Genomic DNA, 14,920 nt, shown 5'->3' with positions numbered 1-14,920 from the left:
CCGGTCCTCCTCGGACCGGGGGCTTCGTCGTCCGGTCAAGGCTGCAGCGAGAGCGGCAGCAGCACCACGACGACCGAGAGGAGTCCGCAACCGATCACGAAACCCGTGAGCACCAGGAGCAGCCCGGCGCCGGGGAGACGATCCGCACGGTCCTCGAGGAGGGCGCGATTCACCCGCAGGTGACGCGCTCTGGCTTGCACCCACAGCAGCACCGCGAAGGCGACCCCGACGATGCCGGGCACGAGCCACGCCTGCTGCAGCTCGGGGGAGGGAGCGATGGCGGGGAGCACCCGCAGCGCGATGAGCGACCCGACACCGATCGCGAGCGCCGTGCGGCGCCACGCGAGCTCGGTGCGCTCCGGTTGGAGGCCGGGGTCGAACACGCCGCGCTCGCTCATCGCAGCACGACGCCCAGCAGCACGAGGGCTCCGACCAGCACGATCGTCGCGGCCAGGGCGATGCTCGTGGTGGAACCCGGGAGCGGTGACGCCGAGCGCAGCGCGCGCTCGGTGCGGCCCCACTCGTACCACGCCAGGACCGGCACGACGACGCCCGCGGCGATGAGGATGAGGGATGCCGTGAGGCGCAGTCCCGGCTGCAGGTCGAGGCCCAGCGCCTCGAGGGCGACGCCACCGGCGATCAGCGCCAGTGCGGTGCGGTTCCACGCGAGGAACGTGCGTTCGTTGGCGAGGCTGAACCGCGCGTCGGGCTCAGCTCCGGTCCGGTAGACCGACCGGGGGAATCTCGTGCGCGTCACCGGTCCACAGTATCGGCGCCGTGTGGAGCCGCTCTCATCTCCGCTCGTCGTCGACGGTCCCCGCGCCCGCCCCCGGCGCCGCCGGCGCCTCGCCCTGAGCCTCGGCCGGCCTGCGCGCAGCCTCGACCCGCTCCTCGGCCCGCTCCTCGGCATCCGCTCGACGTGCGCGGCGTGCGCGGACGAGCCGCACGATGCCCCACACGATGAGCGCCGCGACGGCGGCGACGACGAGCCACGGCAGCAGGAACCCGAGTGCCACGACGATCCCGTTGAGGGTCGCCACGAGGGCGTTCCATCCGGCGACGAGCCCGTCGGCGAAACCGGCCGGGTCCGCCTCGACCGTCTCGACCTCGGGGACGATCGTGACCGTCAGCGTCGACATCGCGACCTGGCTCTCGAGCATCTCGAGCTGCTGCTGGTACGACTCGAGCATCGCCTGCCGCTCGGACAGGGCGGACTCCGCTGCGATGAGGTCCGCGACGCTCTCCGCCTGAGCCATCAGCGCGGTGAGGCGATCGACCGACGCCTGCGCGGCCTCGATGCGCGCCTCGAGGTCCACCGTCTGCTCCGTGACGTCCTGCCGGTTGATCGAGGTCGCGGTGACCTCGCCCGTGTCCGCCAGCTCGTCGACGACGGCCGGCAGCTGGTCGGCGGGGACCCGCACGGTGACCCACGCGCCGTCCGGCGAGGAGGGGGAGGGCATGGTGGAGTCCACGACGCCGCCGGTCATGGGATCGACCGGGTACACGTCACCGTCGGTGCCGACGCTCATCGACTCCACGTAGCCGCCGTGGGCGACCGCCGAGTCGCCGATCGCACGCGCGGCGGATTCGACGTCGTCGACCGACACGGTCGCCGACGCGGTCGTGATGATGTCGCGGTCGGCCGCGACCTCTCCCGGCGCGCTCTGGTCGGCGGCCTCCTGCTCGGCCACCCCCGGGCCCGCCTCGCGCGAGTCCAGCGTCACGCCGGAGTCCATGCCGCCCCCGGCCTCCTCGGCGGGGGCCGCGGGTGCGACGGCCGAGCTGTCGCTCGAGCCGCCCGTCCCCGACACGAGCGAGCCGACGCTGGGCGCGATGACGGCGGCGACGGCCACGACCGCGGCGGCGGCGCCGCCCGCGATCCAGAGGCGGCCGCGCCGCGCGCGCCGCGCCGTCTGCCGTGAGCGGTCACGGGCGATCTCGGAGAACAGGGTCTGCTCGATCTCGTCGATGCGTTCGCGCGAGAGTTCGGGAAGGGTCACCGGCGTCGCCGGCTCCGGGTGCTGCGTGCTCATGTGCTCTCCTTCACGACGGTCCGCAGTCGCGTGCGGATGCGGGAGAGACGATTGCGGACGACGCCGTGGGCGACGCCGAGCTCGTCGGCGGCGGCCTGGTAGGCATAGCCCTCGGTCGCGCACAGCCGGAAGATCGCGCGGTCGAGCTCGCCGAGACCCTCGACCTCGCGCAGGATCGCCTCGGCGAGGGCGCCGTCGATCACCTGCTGCTCGACGTCCACGGTCGCGACGAGGTTCTCGTCCGCCGTGCCCGCGGTGTGCTCGCGGTCGCGCTTCTGCCTGCGGATGCGATTGGCCGACTGGAAGCGGCACACCGTCGCGAGCCATGGGAGCAGCGAGTCGCCCGCCAGGTCGAGGCCCGGGAGCTTCCGCCAGGCGACCAGGAAGGTCTCCTGCGTCACCTCCTCGGCGTCGGCCGGATTGCCGACGAGGCCGTGCGCGAGCCAGTAGACGGGACGGACGTAGGCGCGGTACAGCGTGCGGAACGCGTGCTCGCTCCCGCCGGCCGCGAGGGCCACGAGCGCGGCGTCGCCCGATGACTCGCCGCGCGGGTGGTCTTGTGCCATGCCCATCCTCCGCTCGCTTCGAATTGTCTCTCACACTGATGGTGTCCGCAGCGCCCCGATCGTCTCGACACGCGCGGTCACGGTATCGGCAGCCTGTATCCTGAACGAGCGAGAGGGAGTATCCCGACTGCGCGCATCCGTCATCACGGGTCCCGACAGAGCGACCCCGGGTGTGCGACGCGGAACGACCGGACCGGTCCGGCCGCGGGGAGAGACTTTCGGCATCGACCGACCCCTCGTTCCTCCCGAAAGGCCCTGAATGGACCTCACGCTTCCCCTGTGGTTCGAAATCGGATCCCTCGTGATCCTCTCGCTCATCCTCGTGGGCGATCTGCTTCTCATCCTCAAGCGCCCCCACATCCCGTCGACCAGGGAGTCGACCCTGTGGGTCGTGTTCTACGTGACGCTCGCGCTCCTCTTCGCCGGGCTCATGTGGGTCATCGCCGGAGGCGAGTACGCGGGGCAGTTCGTCGCGGGCTGGCTGACCGAGTACAGCCTGTCGATCGACAACCTCTTCGTGTTCGTGCTGATCATGACGCAGTTCGCGGTGCCGCGCCGGTACCAGCAGGAGGTGCTGATGGTGGGCATCATCATCGCGCTCGTGCTGCGCGGCATCTTCATCCTGCTCGGCGCCGCCATCATCGAGCAGTGGAGCTGGGTCTTCTACATCTTCGGCGCGTTCCTGGTCTGGACGGCGATCCGCCAGGCGTTCCCCGGCGGTGAGCACGACGACGAGGTCAAGCAGGAGGCCTTCATCGTGCGGGTGCTGCGCCGCACGATCGACATCAGCGACGGCTACGACGGCGCCAAGCTCCGCACCGTCGTCGACGGCAAGAAGATGTGGACGCCGATGATCATCGTCTTCGCCGCGATCGGCGTGACGGACCTGCTGTTCGCGATCGACTCGATCCCGGCGATCTTCGGCATCACCCAGAGCCCGTTCATCGTCTTCACCGCGAACCTCTTCGCCCTCATGGGCCTGCGCCAGCTGTACTTCCTGCTGGGCGACCTGCTCGACCGGCTGCGCTACCTCCACTACGGCATCGCGTTCATCCTCGCCTTCATCGGCGTGAAGCTCGTCTTCCACGCGATGCACGTCAACGAGCTGCCGTTCATCAACGGGGGCGAGCACATCGAGTGGGCTCCCGAGATCTCGACGTGGATGTCGCTGGGCGTGATCATCGTCGCGATGACGGTGGCGACGGTCGCGAGCCTCATCGCGTCCGCGCGCGACAAGCGCCGGGAGGCGACGGATGCCGCGGCCGCGGCTGCGATCGAGCGTCAGGACTGACCGGCCCGCAGTGCTGGGACCACCGCGGGGCGGGCGCGAGCCCGCTCCGCGGTCGTGTCCGCAGGTGACGGCTCCGAGCCGGTGCCCGGCGGGCCGGTGGTAACCTAACCTCGTGCGGATCGCTCGCCTCCTCCTTAGCGGCCGCGACGAGTCCTAGTTCCAGGCCTCCCTCGTCGCGGAGTTTCGTCGCGGGCCCGATCAACGGCGGGCGAAGCCCCCATTCCGAGGAGAACGACAGAGCACATGAGCACGACCGACGCATCCCCGATCGCCGGCATCCCCGACCGTCCGCGGACGCTCGCCGAGAAGGTGTGGGACGACCACGTGGTCGTCAAGGGCGAGAACGGCCAGCCCGACCTGATCTACATCGACCTCCACCTCGTGCACGAGGTGACGAGCCCGCAGGCCTTCGACGGCCTGCGCGCGGAAGGTCGCCCGGTGCGGCGCCTCGACCTCACGATCGCCACCGAGGACCACAACACCCCGACGCTCGACATCGACAAGCCGATCGCCGACCTCACCAGCCGCACGCAGATTGAGACGCTGCGGCGCAACGCCGAGGAGTTCGGCGTCCGCCTGCACTCGCTCGGCGACAAGGAGCAGGGGATCGTCCACGTCGTGGGTCCGCAGCTCGGGCTGACCATGCCGGGCATCACGGTGGTCTGCGGCGACTCCCACACCTCGACGCACGGCGCGTTCGGCGCCATGGCGTTCGGCATCGGCACGAGCGAGGTCGAGCACGTCCTGGCGACCCAGACGCTGCCGCTGAAGCCGTTCAAGACGATGGCGATCACCGTCGAGGGCGAGCTCAAGGCCGGCGTCACCGCGAAGGACATCATCCTCGCTGTCATCGCGAAGATCGGCACCAACGGCGGCCAGGGCTACGTCCTGGAGTTCCGGGGCAGCGCGATCCGCGCGCTCTCGATGGAGGGCCGCATGACGATGTGCAACATGTCGATCGAGGCGGGCGCCCGCGCCGGCATGGTCGCGCCCGACGAGACGACGTTCGCCTACCTCGAGGGACGCCCGCACGCTCCGAAGGGCCAGGACTGGGACGATGCGGTCGCGTACTGGCGCACGCTGCCCAGCGACGAGGGCGCGGTGTACGACGCGGAGGTGTTCCTCGACGCGAACGAGCTGGAGCCGTTCGTGACATGGGGGACCAATCCCGGTCAGGGCGTGTCGCTGAACGACGTCGTGCCGTCGCCCGAGGACTTCGCCGACCCGAACGAGCGAGCCGCGGCCGAGCGTGCGCTCGAGTACATGGACCTCGCACCGGGCACGCCGCTCAAGGACGTCGCGGTGGATGCCGTCTTCATGGGATCGTGCACCAACAGCCGCATCGAGGACCTGCGGGCGTTCGCGTCGGTGATCGCCGGACGCAGGAAGGCCGACGGCGTCCGGGTCATGGTGGTGCCGGGGTCTGCGCGAGTGCGTTTGGAGGCCGAGGCCGAGGGCCTCGACAAGGTTTTCCAGGAGTTCGGAGCGGAGTGGCGCTTCGCGGGCTGCTCGATGTGCCTGGGCATGAACCCGGATCAGCTCGCGCCGGGGGAGCGCTGCGCTTCGACCAGCAACCGCAACTTCGAGGGACGCCAGGGCAAGGGCGGACGCACGCACCTGGTGTCGCCCCTCGTGGCGGCCGCGACGGCCGTGCTCGGACGCCTCGCGAGCCCCAGCGATCTGCCCGCTCTGATCGGGACGGAGGCCTGACATGGAGAAGTTCACGACCCACACCGGCATCGCCGCGCCGCTCAAGCGCTCGGCCGTCGACACCGACCAGATCATCCCGGCCGTCTACCTCAAGCGCGTCACCAAGACCGGCTTCGAGGACGCCCTGTTCGCCAACTGGCGCCAGGACCCGGACTTCGTCCTGAACCAGCCCGCGTACGCCGGCGCCAGCATCCTGGTCGCCGGTCCCGATTTCGGCACCGGCTCGAGCCGTGAGCACGCCGTGTGGGCGCTGCGCGACTTCGGCTTCACCGTCGTGCTGAGCGCCAAGTTCGCCGACATCTTCCGCGGCAACGCGGGCAAGCAGGGCCTGCTCACCGGGGTCGTCTCGGAGTCCGACGTCGAAGCGATCTGGGCGGCTCTCGAGGCCGACCCCGGCGTCTCGATGACCGTCGACCTCGAGGCCCGCACGGCGACCGTCGGCGCGCTCCAGGTCCCTTTCGAGATCGACGATTACACTAGGTGGCGGCTTCTCGAAGGGCTCGACGACATCGGGCTGACGCTGCGCGAGGCAGACAAGATCGCGCAGTTCGAGGCGCGCCGAGAGGCGTGGCGGCCGCGGACGCTTCCTGTTCCGTGAGTCGGGCCGGGCGCCGCATCCTGGCGCCCGTCCCCCCGCAAGCCCCTCGATGAACCAAGTGAGGACAACCGGATGAAGTCGCTTCTGAACGTCGCCGCGGGTGAGACCGCGACCCCGAAACCGGGAGAGAAGGAAGTGGCTGGAGAGATCCTCGCGATCCGGGGCGGACGCCCCCTGACCGGCCGTGTCGAGGTCAAGGGCGCGAAGAACCTGGTCACGAAGGCCATGGTGGCCGCCCTTCTCGGCGAGACGTCGAGTACGCTGCGCGACGTCCCCGACATCAGCGACGTCCAGGTCGTCCGATCGCTCCTCGAGGTCCACGGCGTGCGCGTCGAGGACGGCGAGGAGGAGGGCACGCTCCACCTCGACCCGAGCGGTGCGGTCGCCGCGCACTTCGAAGAGATCGACGCCCATGCCGGGGCATCCCGCATCCCGATCCTGTTCTGCGGACCGCTCCTGCACCTTCTCGGCGAGGCCCTGATCCCCGACCTCGGCGGATGCCGCATCGGCGACCGCCCGATCAACTTCCACATGGACGCGCTGCGCGCGTTCGGCGCTGTGGTCGACAAGAGCTACGAGGGCATCCGCATCACCGCGCCCAACGGCCTGCATGGCGCCAACATCGAGCTGCCGTACCCGAGCGTCGGCGCGACCGAGCAGGTGCTGCTCACCGCCGTGCGCGCGAAGGGCACCACCGAGCTCCGCGGCGCCGCCATCGAGCCCGAGATCATGGATCTCATCGCGGTGCTGCAGAAGATGGGCGCGATCATCTCGTACGAGCCCAACCGCGTCATCCTCATCGAGGGCGTCGAGACCCTGCGCGGCTACGACCACCGCGCGATCTTCGACCGCAACGAGGCGGCGTCGTGGGCATGCGCTGCACTCGCGACCGACGGCGACATCTTCGTCGGCGGCGCTCGTCAGCAGGAGATGCTGACGTTCCTCAACGTCTTCCGCAAGGCGGGCGGGTGGTTCGACGTCCGCGAGGACGGCATCCAGTTCCGACGCGGCGAGGCGCTCAAGCCCGTGAGCGTCGAGACCGACGTGCACCCGGGCTTCATGACGGACTGGCAGCAGCCGCTCATCGTCGCGCTGACCCAGGCGGAGGGGCAGTCCGTGGTCCACGAGACGGTCTACGAGAACCGCCTCGGGTTCACGCACGCGCTGAACCAGATGGGGGCGGACATCGTCGTGCACCCGCACGGCATCGACGCGCCGAATCGCCGCGTCGCCCGTCGCGCGCTCGAGCAGGCAGCGGTCATCAACGGGCCCACGCCGCTGCACGGAGCCGACGTCGTCGTGCCGGACCTCCGCGGCGGCTACAGCTACGTGATCGCCGCTCTCGCGGCCGAGGGCGAGTCCGTCGTCCGCAACATCGGGATCATCCGTCGCGGGTACGAGAAGTTCCTCACCAAGCTCGAGACGCTCGGCGCCGATTTCGACGTCATCGGATGACCCGGTGAGTCCCTCGTCGCCGATGCCGCGGGCTTCCCGGGAGAAGACCAGGCCGAGTGTGTTCTGGCCGCTCGCGGCCGTCGCCGTTCCGCTCATCGCGCTGCTGTTCAAGCTCGAGATCCGGGGCGCTGAGAAGCTGCCGCGCGAAGGCGCGTACGTGCTGGCGCCGAACCACTACTCCGAGGCCGACCCGCTCGCGGTCGCCCTCGCCGTGTGGCGGGCCGGCCGCGCACCGCGGTTCATGGCGAAGGAGAGCCTGTTCCGCGTCCCCGTGCTCGGATGGATCCTCCGCAGCACCGGCATGGTCCCGGTGGCGCGGTCGTCGTCGGCCTCGTCCGCGCGGCAGACGCTCGACACCTCCGAGACGCTCGTGCGACTCGGGCGGGGCGTGATCGTGTACCCCGAGGGGTCGCTCACGCGAGAGCCCGAACTGTGGCCGATGCGCGGCAAGACCGGTGCCGTCCGCCTGGCGCTGGCCGCCGGCATCCCGGTCATCCCGATGGCGCAATGGGGCGTCCAGCAGGTGATGCCCCGCTACGGCAAGCTGCGTCTGTGGCCGCTGCGCCGGCGCGTGACGGTGCTCTTCGGCGACCCGGTCGACCTGTCGGCATTCCAGAAGGAGGGTCAGGCGGGCAACCTCGCCGCGGCCACCGACAAGGTCATGGCCGACATCGCGGGGCTGCTGTCGCAGGTGCGCGGCGAGCCGGCTCCGGCCGAGCGCTGGAATCCCGCCGACCACGGCCAGAAGGAGACGGGGCGCCTTGAGTCGTAGACAGGATGCCGGCCGCCCGCGCGTTGCGGTGATCGGAGCGGGTAGCTGGGGGACGACGTTCGGCAAGATCCTCGCCGACGGCGGAGCCCACGTGACGATGTGGGCGCGCCGCCCGGAGCTCGCGAGCGAGATCCAGGAGGCCAAGCGCAACAGTGAGTACCTCCCTGGCATCAACCTGCCCCGTGGCATGCACGCGACGCACCACCTCTCCGATGCCCTCGAGGGCGCAGAGCAGATCTACCTGTCGATCCCGAGTCAGGCGGTGCGTCAGAACCTCAAGGCGATCCGCCCGCTGGTCGCGCGCACGGAGGCGCCGATCGTGTCGCTCATGAAGGGCGTCGAGCGGCGAACCGGACTGCGCATGAGCCAGGTGATCGAGCAGGAGCTGCACTGCGACCCCGCGCGCATCGCCGTCGCCTCGGGGCCGAACCTCGCCCTCGAGATCGCCCGCGAGCAGCCGACCGCCGCGGTGATCTCGTCGACCAGCCAGGAGACCGCCGACGCCGTGGCGCGCCGGGCGCGCAACCAGTACTTCCGCACGTTCGTGAACACCGACGTCATCGGCACCGAGTTCGGCGGCGTGCTCAAGAACCTGATCGCCGTCGCGATCGGCATCGTCGACGGCGTCGGCTACGGCGAGAACACCAAGGCCTCGATCATCACGCGCGGGCTCGTCGAGATGACGGACTTCGCGGTCGCGTTCGGCGCTCACCCCGAGACGCTTCAAGGCCTCGCCGGGCTCGGCGACCTCATCGCGACGTGCCAGTCGCCGCTGAGCCGCAACAACACCGCCGGGCGACTGCTCGGTCAGGGATATCGCTTCGACGACGTCGTCAAGCAGATGAACCAGACCGCCGAGGGCCTGGCATCGGTCGCGCCGATCCTGCAGCTCGCGCGCGAGGTCGGCGTCGAGATGCCGATCGTCGAGCAGGTGAAGATGGTCCTGGACGGGACGATGGATCCGAAGGACATCGCCCCGCACCTGACGACAGACGATGACACCCCGAAGGGCGAGAGGACGCAGAATGGACAAGCCGGCGGTGGCGGTGCTCTTTGGCGGTCGATCCAGCGAGCACTCGATCAGTTCCGCAACGGCGGGCGGGGTGCTGCGGGCGATCGATCGTGACCGCTATCGCGTGATCCCCGTGGGGATCACGCGCGACGGCGTGTTCGTCCTGGAGGACGACGACCCCGACAAGTTCGCGCTGGACGCCGAGCGCCTCCCCGAGGTGGTCGACAACGGCACGCGGGTGCTGTGGCCCGAGGGCGGCTCCGACCGCACTCTGCGCGCACGCCGCGCGGACGGGACGGTCGACGACCTCGGCGAGCTCGACGTCGTGCTGCCCATCCTGCACGGCGTGCACGGCGAGGACGGCACCGTCCAGGGGTTCTTCGACATGCTCGGCATCCCGTACGCGGGTGGCGGCGTGCTCGACTCGGCGCTGTGCATGGACAAGCACTTCATGAAGATCGTGCTCGAGGCCGCCGGCGTGCCGGTCGCGCCGTGGGTCACCGTGACGCGCGCGCGGTGGGAGCGCGACCCGGAGGGCGTGCGAGCGGATGCCGCGACCCTCGGTGAACCCGCATTCGTCAAGCCTGCACGCGCGGGGTCGAGCGTGGGGGTGTCGAAGGTCCATGACGCGTCGGAGCTCGACGCGGCGCTCGCGGTCGCGTTCGCCGAGGACGACAAGGTGCTGATCGAGTCCGCGATCGTGGGCCGCGAGGTCGAGATCGCCATCCTCGAGGGACGCGACGGCGCGCGGGCCCGGGCATCGCTCCCGGGCGAGATCGTGCTGACGACGCGCGAGTTCTACGATTTCGAGGGCAAGTACCTCGGCGGCGACGGCGCCGAGGTGGTGTGCCCGGCGGATCTCGCCGACACCGACATCGCGGCGATCCAGGAGCTCGGCATCCGTGCATTCGAAGCGGTCGACGGACGCGGTCTCGCGCGGGTGGACTTCTTCTTCACCGACGACGGGCTGTACGTCAACGAGCTCAACACGATGCCCGGATTCACGCCGATCTCGATGTTCCCGAAGTGCTGGATCGCCTCCGGGATGACCTACCCGGAGCTCATCACGGAGCTCGTCGACACGGCGCTCGATCGCGCGAAGGCCTAGCCAGCCGCGAGCGGGGAGGTCAGCCCTCGGGCAGGAGCGTCTCGGTCAGCGTGCACGCGCCCTCGGCCGTCGTGGCGACGCCGACGACCCGTTCGCCGAGTTCGGTCAGCACGTCGTTGGGCGAGACGAGCTCGTTGTCGATGAAGACCTCGACGGCGGGGACGCGGCCGTAGGTCGTGACGAGGTAGTTGGGCGCGCGGCTCTCGTCGACGATCCAGTCGACGCCGCCGAGGGTGATGCAGCGCGCCTCGGTGGGCCCGGGCGGGGTGACGCCGCACCGCAGCAGCACCGCGGAGGGGTCGCCCCACGCTCCGGACGCCTGCGCGTCGGTCCAGCGCCGCGGCTGGTCGGCGATGTAGTCCGGGAGCCGGACAGTGACCTCGGCGCATGCGGGGTCGTTCGCTCCCTCGGCAGGCTCGACGTCGATCGTGGCGGTGCACCCGGCGAGCCCTGCCGACGCGACGAGCACGAGGGCGGCGACGGCTGCGGAGGGGAGAAGGCGCACGGCTCCAGGCTAACCCGGCGCGGCCCGCGGCCTGCGCGACGGTAGCGTGGACGCGTGGTGGACGAGCATGCCGACCGGACCGTGGGAGAGCTGAGCGAAGGCGAGATCCTCCGGCGCATCCTCGATCGGCTCGGGGACTCCCAGGCACCGGTCGGGCCGGGCGACGACGCCGCCGTGCTCGCGGCAGCGGACGGGCGAGTCGTCGCGACCGTCGACACGCTCGTGCACGGCCCGGACTTCCGCCTGGCCTGGTCGACGGGGTTCGACCTCGGCTACAAGGCCGCCGCAGTCAACCTCGCCGATATCGCTGCGATGGGCGCGACGCCCACCTCGCTCCTCGTCGCATTGGCGATGCCCGACAGCACCCGGATGTCGTTCGTGGCCGCGATCGCCGACGGCCTCCGGACCGCGTGCGAGGACCTCGCGCCGGGATGCGCCGTCGAGGGCGGCGATCTCACCGTGTCGGACACGCTCACCCTCGCCGTGACGGCTCTGGGCGCCCTCGCGGGCCGCGTGCCTGTGCTGCGCTCCGGGGCGCGCGTGGGCGACGCCGTCGCCGTCGCGGGTCCGCTCGGACGCGCCGGCCGCGGCCTGCGGGTGCTCTTCGAGCGGTTCACGGATGCCGAGGGCCGGCCTGTGCCGCTGGACGAGCGCCGGCTCACTCCCGGCGAGCGCGACGACCTCGCCGCGCAGCTGCGGCCGTCGCCGCCGGTCGCCCTGGGCCCGGTGGCGGCGGACTCCGGCGCCACCGCGATGATGGATGTGTCGGACGGGCTCGTGCTGGACGCGACGCGCCTCGCCGAGGCATCCGGCGTCACGCTGTCGATCGAGTCCGCACTGCTCGGAGACGACCCGGCGTCGGCCCTCACCGGGGGCGAGGATCATGCGCTGCTGGCGACCTTCCCGCCGGCGCGGGCTCTTCCGCACGGCTTCCACCGGATCGGAACGGTCCAGGAGCGCGGTGAGCACGGAGTGCTCGTCGACGGCCTTCCGCATTCCGGACGCCCCGGCTGGGACCCGTACCGCGACTGGGACGAGCACACCGGCTGAATCAGCGCGCGGCGGTGCCGTCGGCGATCGCCCACCACAGCGCGGTGTCGCCGTAGCGCTTCGACCTCGTGGGCGTGAGCCCGGCCGGCAGCGCCGGCTCGGGGGAGCGCGACGCACGCTCGATGACGACATCCGCGCCCTCCGCGAGTCGGGGGACGAGCAGGGCGAGCGTCGACGAGAGCTCCGCCTCGCCGACGTCGTAGGGCGGATCGAGGAAGACGAGATCGAATGTCGCACCGCTCGCGCGCAGGAACGCGTCTGCCGAGCTGCGGTGGACCCTGATCACGGCGTCCGCTGCGAGGGCCTTGGCGACCCGTCCGGCGTTGCGCTGGGCGACGGATGCCGCGCGCGGGGACTTCTCGACGAGGTCGGCGGACGCCGCACCGCGGCTCACGGCCTCCAGGGCGAGCGCGCCGGAGCCGGCGTACAGGTCGAGCACCGCGGCGCCGCGCAGCGCGTCGGCGGCCTCGAGCGCACCGAACAGTGACTCCCGCACGCGGTCGCTCGTGGGCCGGGTGCCGGCGTCCGGCACGTCGATCACGAGGGAGCCGGCGCGGCCCGCGATGATGCGCGTCACCCCCTCACGATAGTCCGTCGGCCGTCCGCGCTAACCTCGAAGCCATGGCGTCCTTCACCCTCGACTCGCGGCTGGGCGGCGCGATCGGCGGCAAGACGGCGGCGGCTCTCGAGCGGGCGTTCGGCATGACGACCGTCGGCGATCTGCTGGCGCACTACCCGCGCCGGTACGCCCGGCGCGGCGAGCTCACGCCGATCTCGTCGCTGCCCGTCGGCGAGGCGGTCACGATCGTCGCCGAGGTCCGGCGCGTGAACGAGCGGCGCATGAAGAACCGCAACGGCGCGATCCTCGAGGTCGTCATCAGCGACGGCCATGGCGACCTGTCGCTGACGTTCTTCAACCAGACGTGGCGCGTGAAGGACCTCAACCCCGGGCGCCGCGGCATCTTCGCCGGCAAGGTGGGGGAGTACCGCGGCACCAAGCAGCTGGCGCATCCCGACTACGAGCTGTTCGCCGACGAGGAGACGGCCCGCATGACGGCGGAGGCGAACGCGAACCTCCCCATCCCGATCTATCCGGCGACCAGCACCGTGGCGAGCTGGCAGCTTCAGAAGATCGTGGAGTTGGTGCTGGACGGACTCGGCGACGTGCCCGAGCCCCTGCCCGACGACCTCCGCGCGCGGCACGCGCTCCTCCCGGCGCGCGATGCCGTCGAGCGCATCCACCGGCCGGCGTTCTTCGAAGAGATCGAGCCCGCGCGCGCGACGCTGCGCATGCAGGAGGCGTTCGTCCTCCAGGCGGCGCTCCTGCAGCAGAGGGCGTTCGTGCGCGCCCTGTCGGCCACCAAGCGCATCCCGGGTTCGCTTCTCGAGCGCTTCGACGCGGCGCTGCCGTTCCCGCGCACGCCCGACCAGCTGAGCGTCGGGGAAGAGATCGAGCGCGATCTGCAGGGCGACTGGCCGATGAACCGCCTCGTGCAGGGCGAGGTGGGCTCGGGCAAGACGCTCGTCGCGCTGCGGGCGATGCTGCAGGTCGCGCAGGACGGCGGCCAATCCGCGCTCATCGCCCCCACCGAGGTGCTCGCTGCTCAGCATCTGCGCTCGATCGCACGGATGCTGGGGCCGCAGCTCGCGCCGGAGCTCATGCCGACGCTCCTCACCGGGCAGCTCCCCGCCGCCGAGCGCCGCAAGGCCGCGCTGCGCGCGGCCTCCGGACAGGCGCGCATCGTGGTGGGCACGCACGCGCTGCTGAGCGAGAGCACGACGTTCGCGGACCTCGGACTCGTCGTCGTCGACGAGCAGCATCGCTTCGGCGTCGACCAGCGCGAGTCGCTCCGCGCGAAGGGCTCGTCGCCCCACGCCCTCGTCCTCACCGCGACGCCGATCCCGCGCACCGTCGCGATGACGGTGTTCGGCGACCTCGACGTGTCGACGATCCGCACGATGCCGGCCGGGCGGGCCGGGATCGAGACGTTCGTCGCGCCGCTGGCGGAACGCCCCGGCTGGTTCGGACGCGTGTGGGAGCGGATCGCCGAGGAGATCGGCAAGGGGCGGCAGGCGTTCGTCGTGTGCGCGGCGATCGACGCGGAGGCTCTCTCGAAGGACGACACCGCCGACGAGCCGGCGGGCGACACCGGCGGCGAGGCGCCTCGCACCCGGTGGGGCGTCGTCCAGGTCGCGGACCTGCTGTCGCGGCATCCGTCGTTCGAGAGCATCCGGGTGCAGATCCTGCACGGCAAGATGCCCTCGGATGAGAAGGATGCCGTCATGCAGGCGTTCGCGCGGGGCGAGGTCGACGTGCTCGTCGCCACGACGGTCGTCGAGGTGGGCGTCGACGTGCCGAACGCATCGACCATTGCCATCCTCGAGGCGGACCGCTTCGGAGTGTCACAGCTGCATCAGCTGCGCGGCCGGGTCGGGCGCGGGGGAGTCCCCGGGCTCTGTCTCCTCGTCACCGAGGCGCCGCCCGGAAGCCCGGCCCGAGCGCGGGTGGACGCGGTGGCTGCGACGCTCGACGGGTTCGCGCTGGCCGAGGTCGATCTCGAGCTGCGCGGTGAGGGAGACGTGCTCGGCGACGCGCAGTCCGGGGCGCGGTCGTCGCTGCGGCTGCTGCGCGTCGTGAAGGACGCCGACATCATCGCCGAGGCGCGCATGGCCGCAGAGCACGTGCTCGCCGACGACCCGGCGCTCGATCGGCATCCCGGCCTGGCTGCCGCCCTCGAACGCAGCGTGGGCATGGCCGAGCGCGCCGCCCTCGCCAAGAACTGACGTGCGCCAGGGCACCCTGGGCACGCCCAGTAGGCT

The 14,920-nt window shown here is 71.2% G+C and carries 15 protein-coding genes; 9 read left to right on the top strand and 6 right to left on the bottom strand.

Going from position 1 to position 14,920, the window contains the following annotated elements; genetic code table 11:
- Positions 1-35 precede the first annotated feature (35 nt).
- Genes AC3ANN_RS09730 through AC3ANN_RS09715 form a run of 4 tightly spaced genes read right to left on the bottom strand, consistent with a single transcriptional unit; the run spans position 36 to position 2,599 of the window.
- Complete coding sequence (locus tag AC3ANN_RS09730; protein WP_488340767.1) at positions 36-398, bottom strand: DUF202 domain-containing protein; 363 nt, start codon at positions 396-398, stop codon at positions 36-38.
- On the bottom strand, positions 395-757 hold the full coding sequence (locus AC3ANN_RS09725) for a YidH family protein (protein WP_488340766.1): 363 nt from the start codon (positions 755-757) through the stop codon (positions 395-397). The genes AC3ANN_RS09730 and AC3ANN_RS09725 overlap by 4 nt, the downstream gene beginning before the upstream one ends.
- A gap of 34 nt (positions 758-791) precedes the next feature.
- A complete protein-coding gene (locus AC3ANN_RS09720) occupies positions 792-2,033 on the bottom strand; it encodes a DUF4349 domain-containing protein (RefSeq protein ID WP_488340765.1) in 1,242 nt (413 codons plus the stop codon).
- Positions 2,030-2,599, bottom strand: coding sequence for an RNA polymerase sigma factor (locus AC3ANN_RS09715; protein ID WP_488340764.1), 570 nt, complete (start codon positions 2,597-2,599; stop codon positions 2,030-2,032). Before AC3ANN_RS09715 ends, AC3ANN_RS09720 begins: the two co-directional genes overlap by 4 nt.
- Before the next feature lie 259 nt (positions 2,600-2,858).
- On the opposite strand from AC3ANN_RS09715, the gene AC3ANN_RS09710 reads away from it, so the two are divergent.
- From AC3ANN_RS09710 to AC3ANN_RS09680, 7 genes are all read left to right on the top strand, one after another.
- Entirely contained in the window at positions 2,859-3,890 is a 1,032-nt protein-coding gene (locus AC3ANN_RS09710) for a TerC family protein (protein ID WP_488340763.1), read from the top strand.
- A 243-nt stretch (positions 3,891-4,133) separates the two neighbouring features.
- Positions 4,134-5,600 (top strand): 3-isopropylmalate dehydratase large subunit, encoded by a 1,467-nt coding sequence (gene leuC / locus AC3ANN_RS09705; RefSeq protein WP_488340762.1) that lies wholly within the window; start codon positions 4,134-4,136, stop codon positions 5,598-5,600.
- 1 nt (position 5,601) lies between these two features.
- On the top strand, positions 5,602-6,198 hold the full coding sequence (leuD, locus tag AC3ANN_RS09700; protein WP_488340761.1) for a 3-isopropylmalate dehydratase small subunit: 597 nt from the start codon (positions 5,602-5,604) through the stop codon (positions 6,196-6,198).
- Between the two features lie 72 nt (positions 6,199-6,270).
- Complete coding sequence (murA, locus tag AC3ANN_RS09695) at positions 6,271-7,653, top strand: UDP-N-acetylglucosamine 1-carboxyvinyltransferase (RefSeq protein ID WP_488340760.1); 1,383 nt, start codon at positions 6,271-6,273, stop codon at positions 7,651-7,653.
- Positions 7,654-7,675: 22 nt separating this feature from the next.
- Positions 7,676-8,425: a lysophospholipid acyltransferase family protein gene (locus AC3ANN_RS09690; protein WP_488340811.1), complete on the top strand. Its 750-nt coding sequence runs from the start codon at positions 7,676-7,678 to the stop codon at positions 8,423-8,425.
- Positions 8,415-9,551 (top strand): NAD(P)H-dependent glycerol-3-phosphate dehydrogenase, encoded by a 1,137-nt coding sequence (locus AC3ANN_RS09685; RefSeq protein WP_488340759.1) that lies wholly within the window; start codon positions 8,415-8,417, stop codon positions 9,549-9,551. The genes AC3ANN_RS09690 and AC3ANN_RS09685 overlap by 11 nt, the downstream gene beginning before the upstream one ends.
- The gene (locus AC3ANN_RS09680) at positions 9,451-10,545 is read left to right on the top strand and encodes a D-alanine--D-alanine ligase family protein (RefSeq protein ID WP_488340758.1); all 1,095 of its coding nucleotides are present in this window, start codon (positions 9,451-9,453) and stop codon (positions 10,543-10,545) included. Before AC3ANN_RS09685 ends, AC3ANN_RS09680 begins: the two co-directional genes overlap by 101 nt.
- Before the next feature lie 19 nt (positions 10,546-10,564).
- Here AC3ANN_RS09680 and AC3ANN_RS09675 read toward each other — a convergent pair whose 3' ends face one another.
- Complete coding sequence (locus AC3ANN_RS09675; RefSeq protein WP_488340757.1) at positions 10,565-11,050, bottom strand: DUF3515 family protein; 486 nt, start codon at positions 11,048-11,050, stop codon at positions 10,565-10,567.
- 54 nt (positions 11,051-11,104) lie between these two features.
- Here AC3ANN_RS09675 and thiL point away from each other — a divergent pair, with 54 nt between their 5' ends.
- On the top strand, positions 11,105-12,100 hold the full coding sequence (thiL, locus tag AC3ANN_RS09670) for a thiamine-phosphate kinase (protein WP_488340756.1): 996 nt from the start codon (positions 11,105-11,107) through the stop codon (positions 12,098-12,100).
- A gap of 1 nt (position 12,101) precedes the next feature.
- On the opposite strand, the gene rsmD is transcribed toward thiL, so the two are convergent.
- Positions 12,102-12,677 carry a 16S rRNA (guanine(966)-N(2))-methyltransferase RsmD gene (gene rsmD / locus AC3ANN_RS09665; protein ID WP_488340755.1) on the bottom strand — a complete coding sequence of 192 codons (576 nt, stop codon included), beginning with the start codon at positions 12,675-12,677 and terminating at the stop codon, positions 12,102-12,104.
- A gap of 44 nt (positions 12,678-12,721) precedes the next feature.
- On the opposite strand from rsmD, the gene AC3ANN_RS09660 reads away from it, so the two are divergent.
- Positions 12,722-14,884 (top strand): ATP-dependent DNA helicase RecG, encoded by a 2,163-nt coding sequence (locus AC3ANN_RS09660; RefSeq protein WP_488340754.1) that lies wholly within the window; start codon positions 12,722-12,724, stop codon positions 14,882-14,884.
- Positions 14,885-14,920: the final 36 nt, after the last annotated feature.

Source organism: Microbacterium sp. STRO-2N, assembly GCF_057747775.1.
The sequence above is the reverse complement of the archived record's forward strand: the minus strand, read 5'-3'. Positions and strand labels throughout refer to the sequence as shown.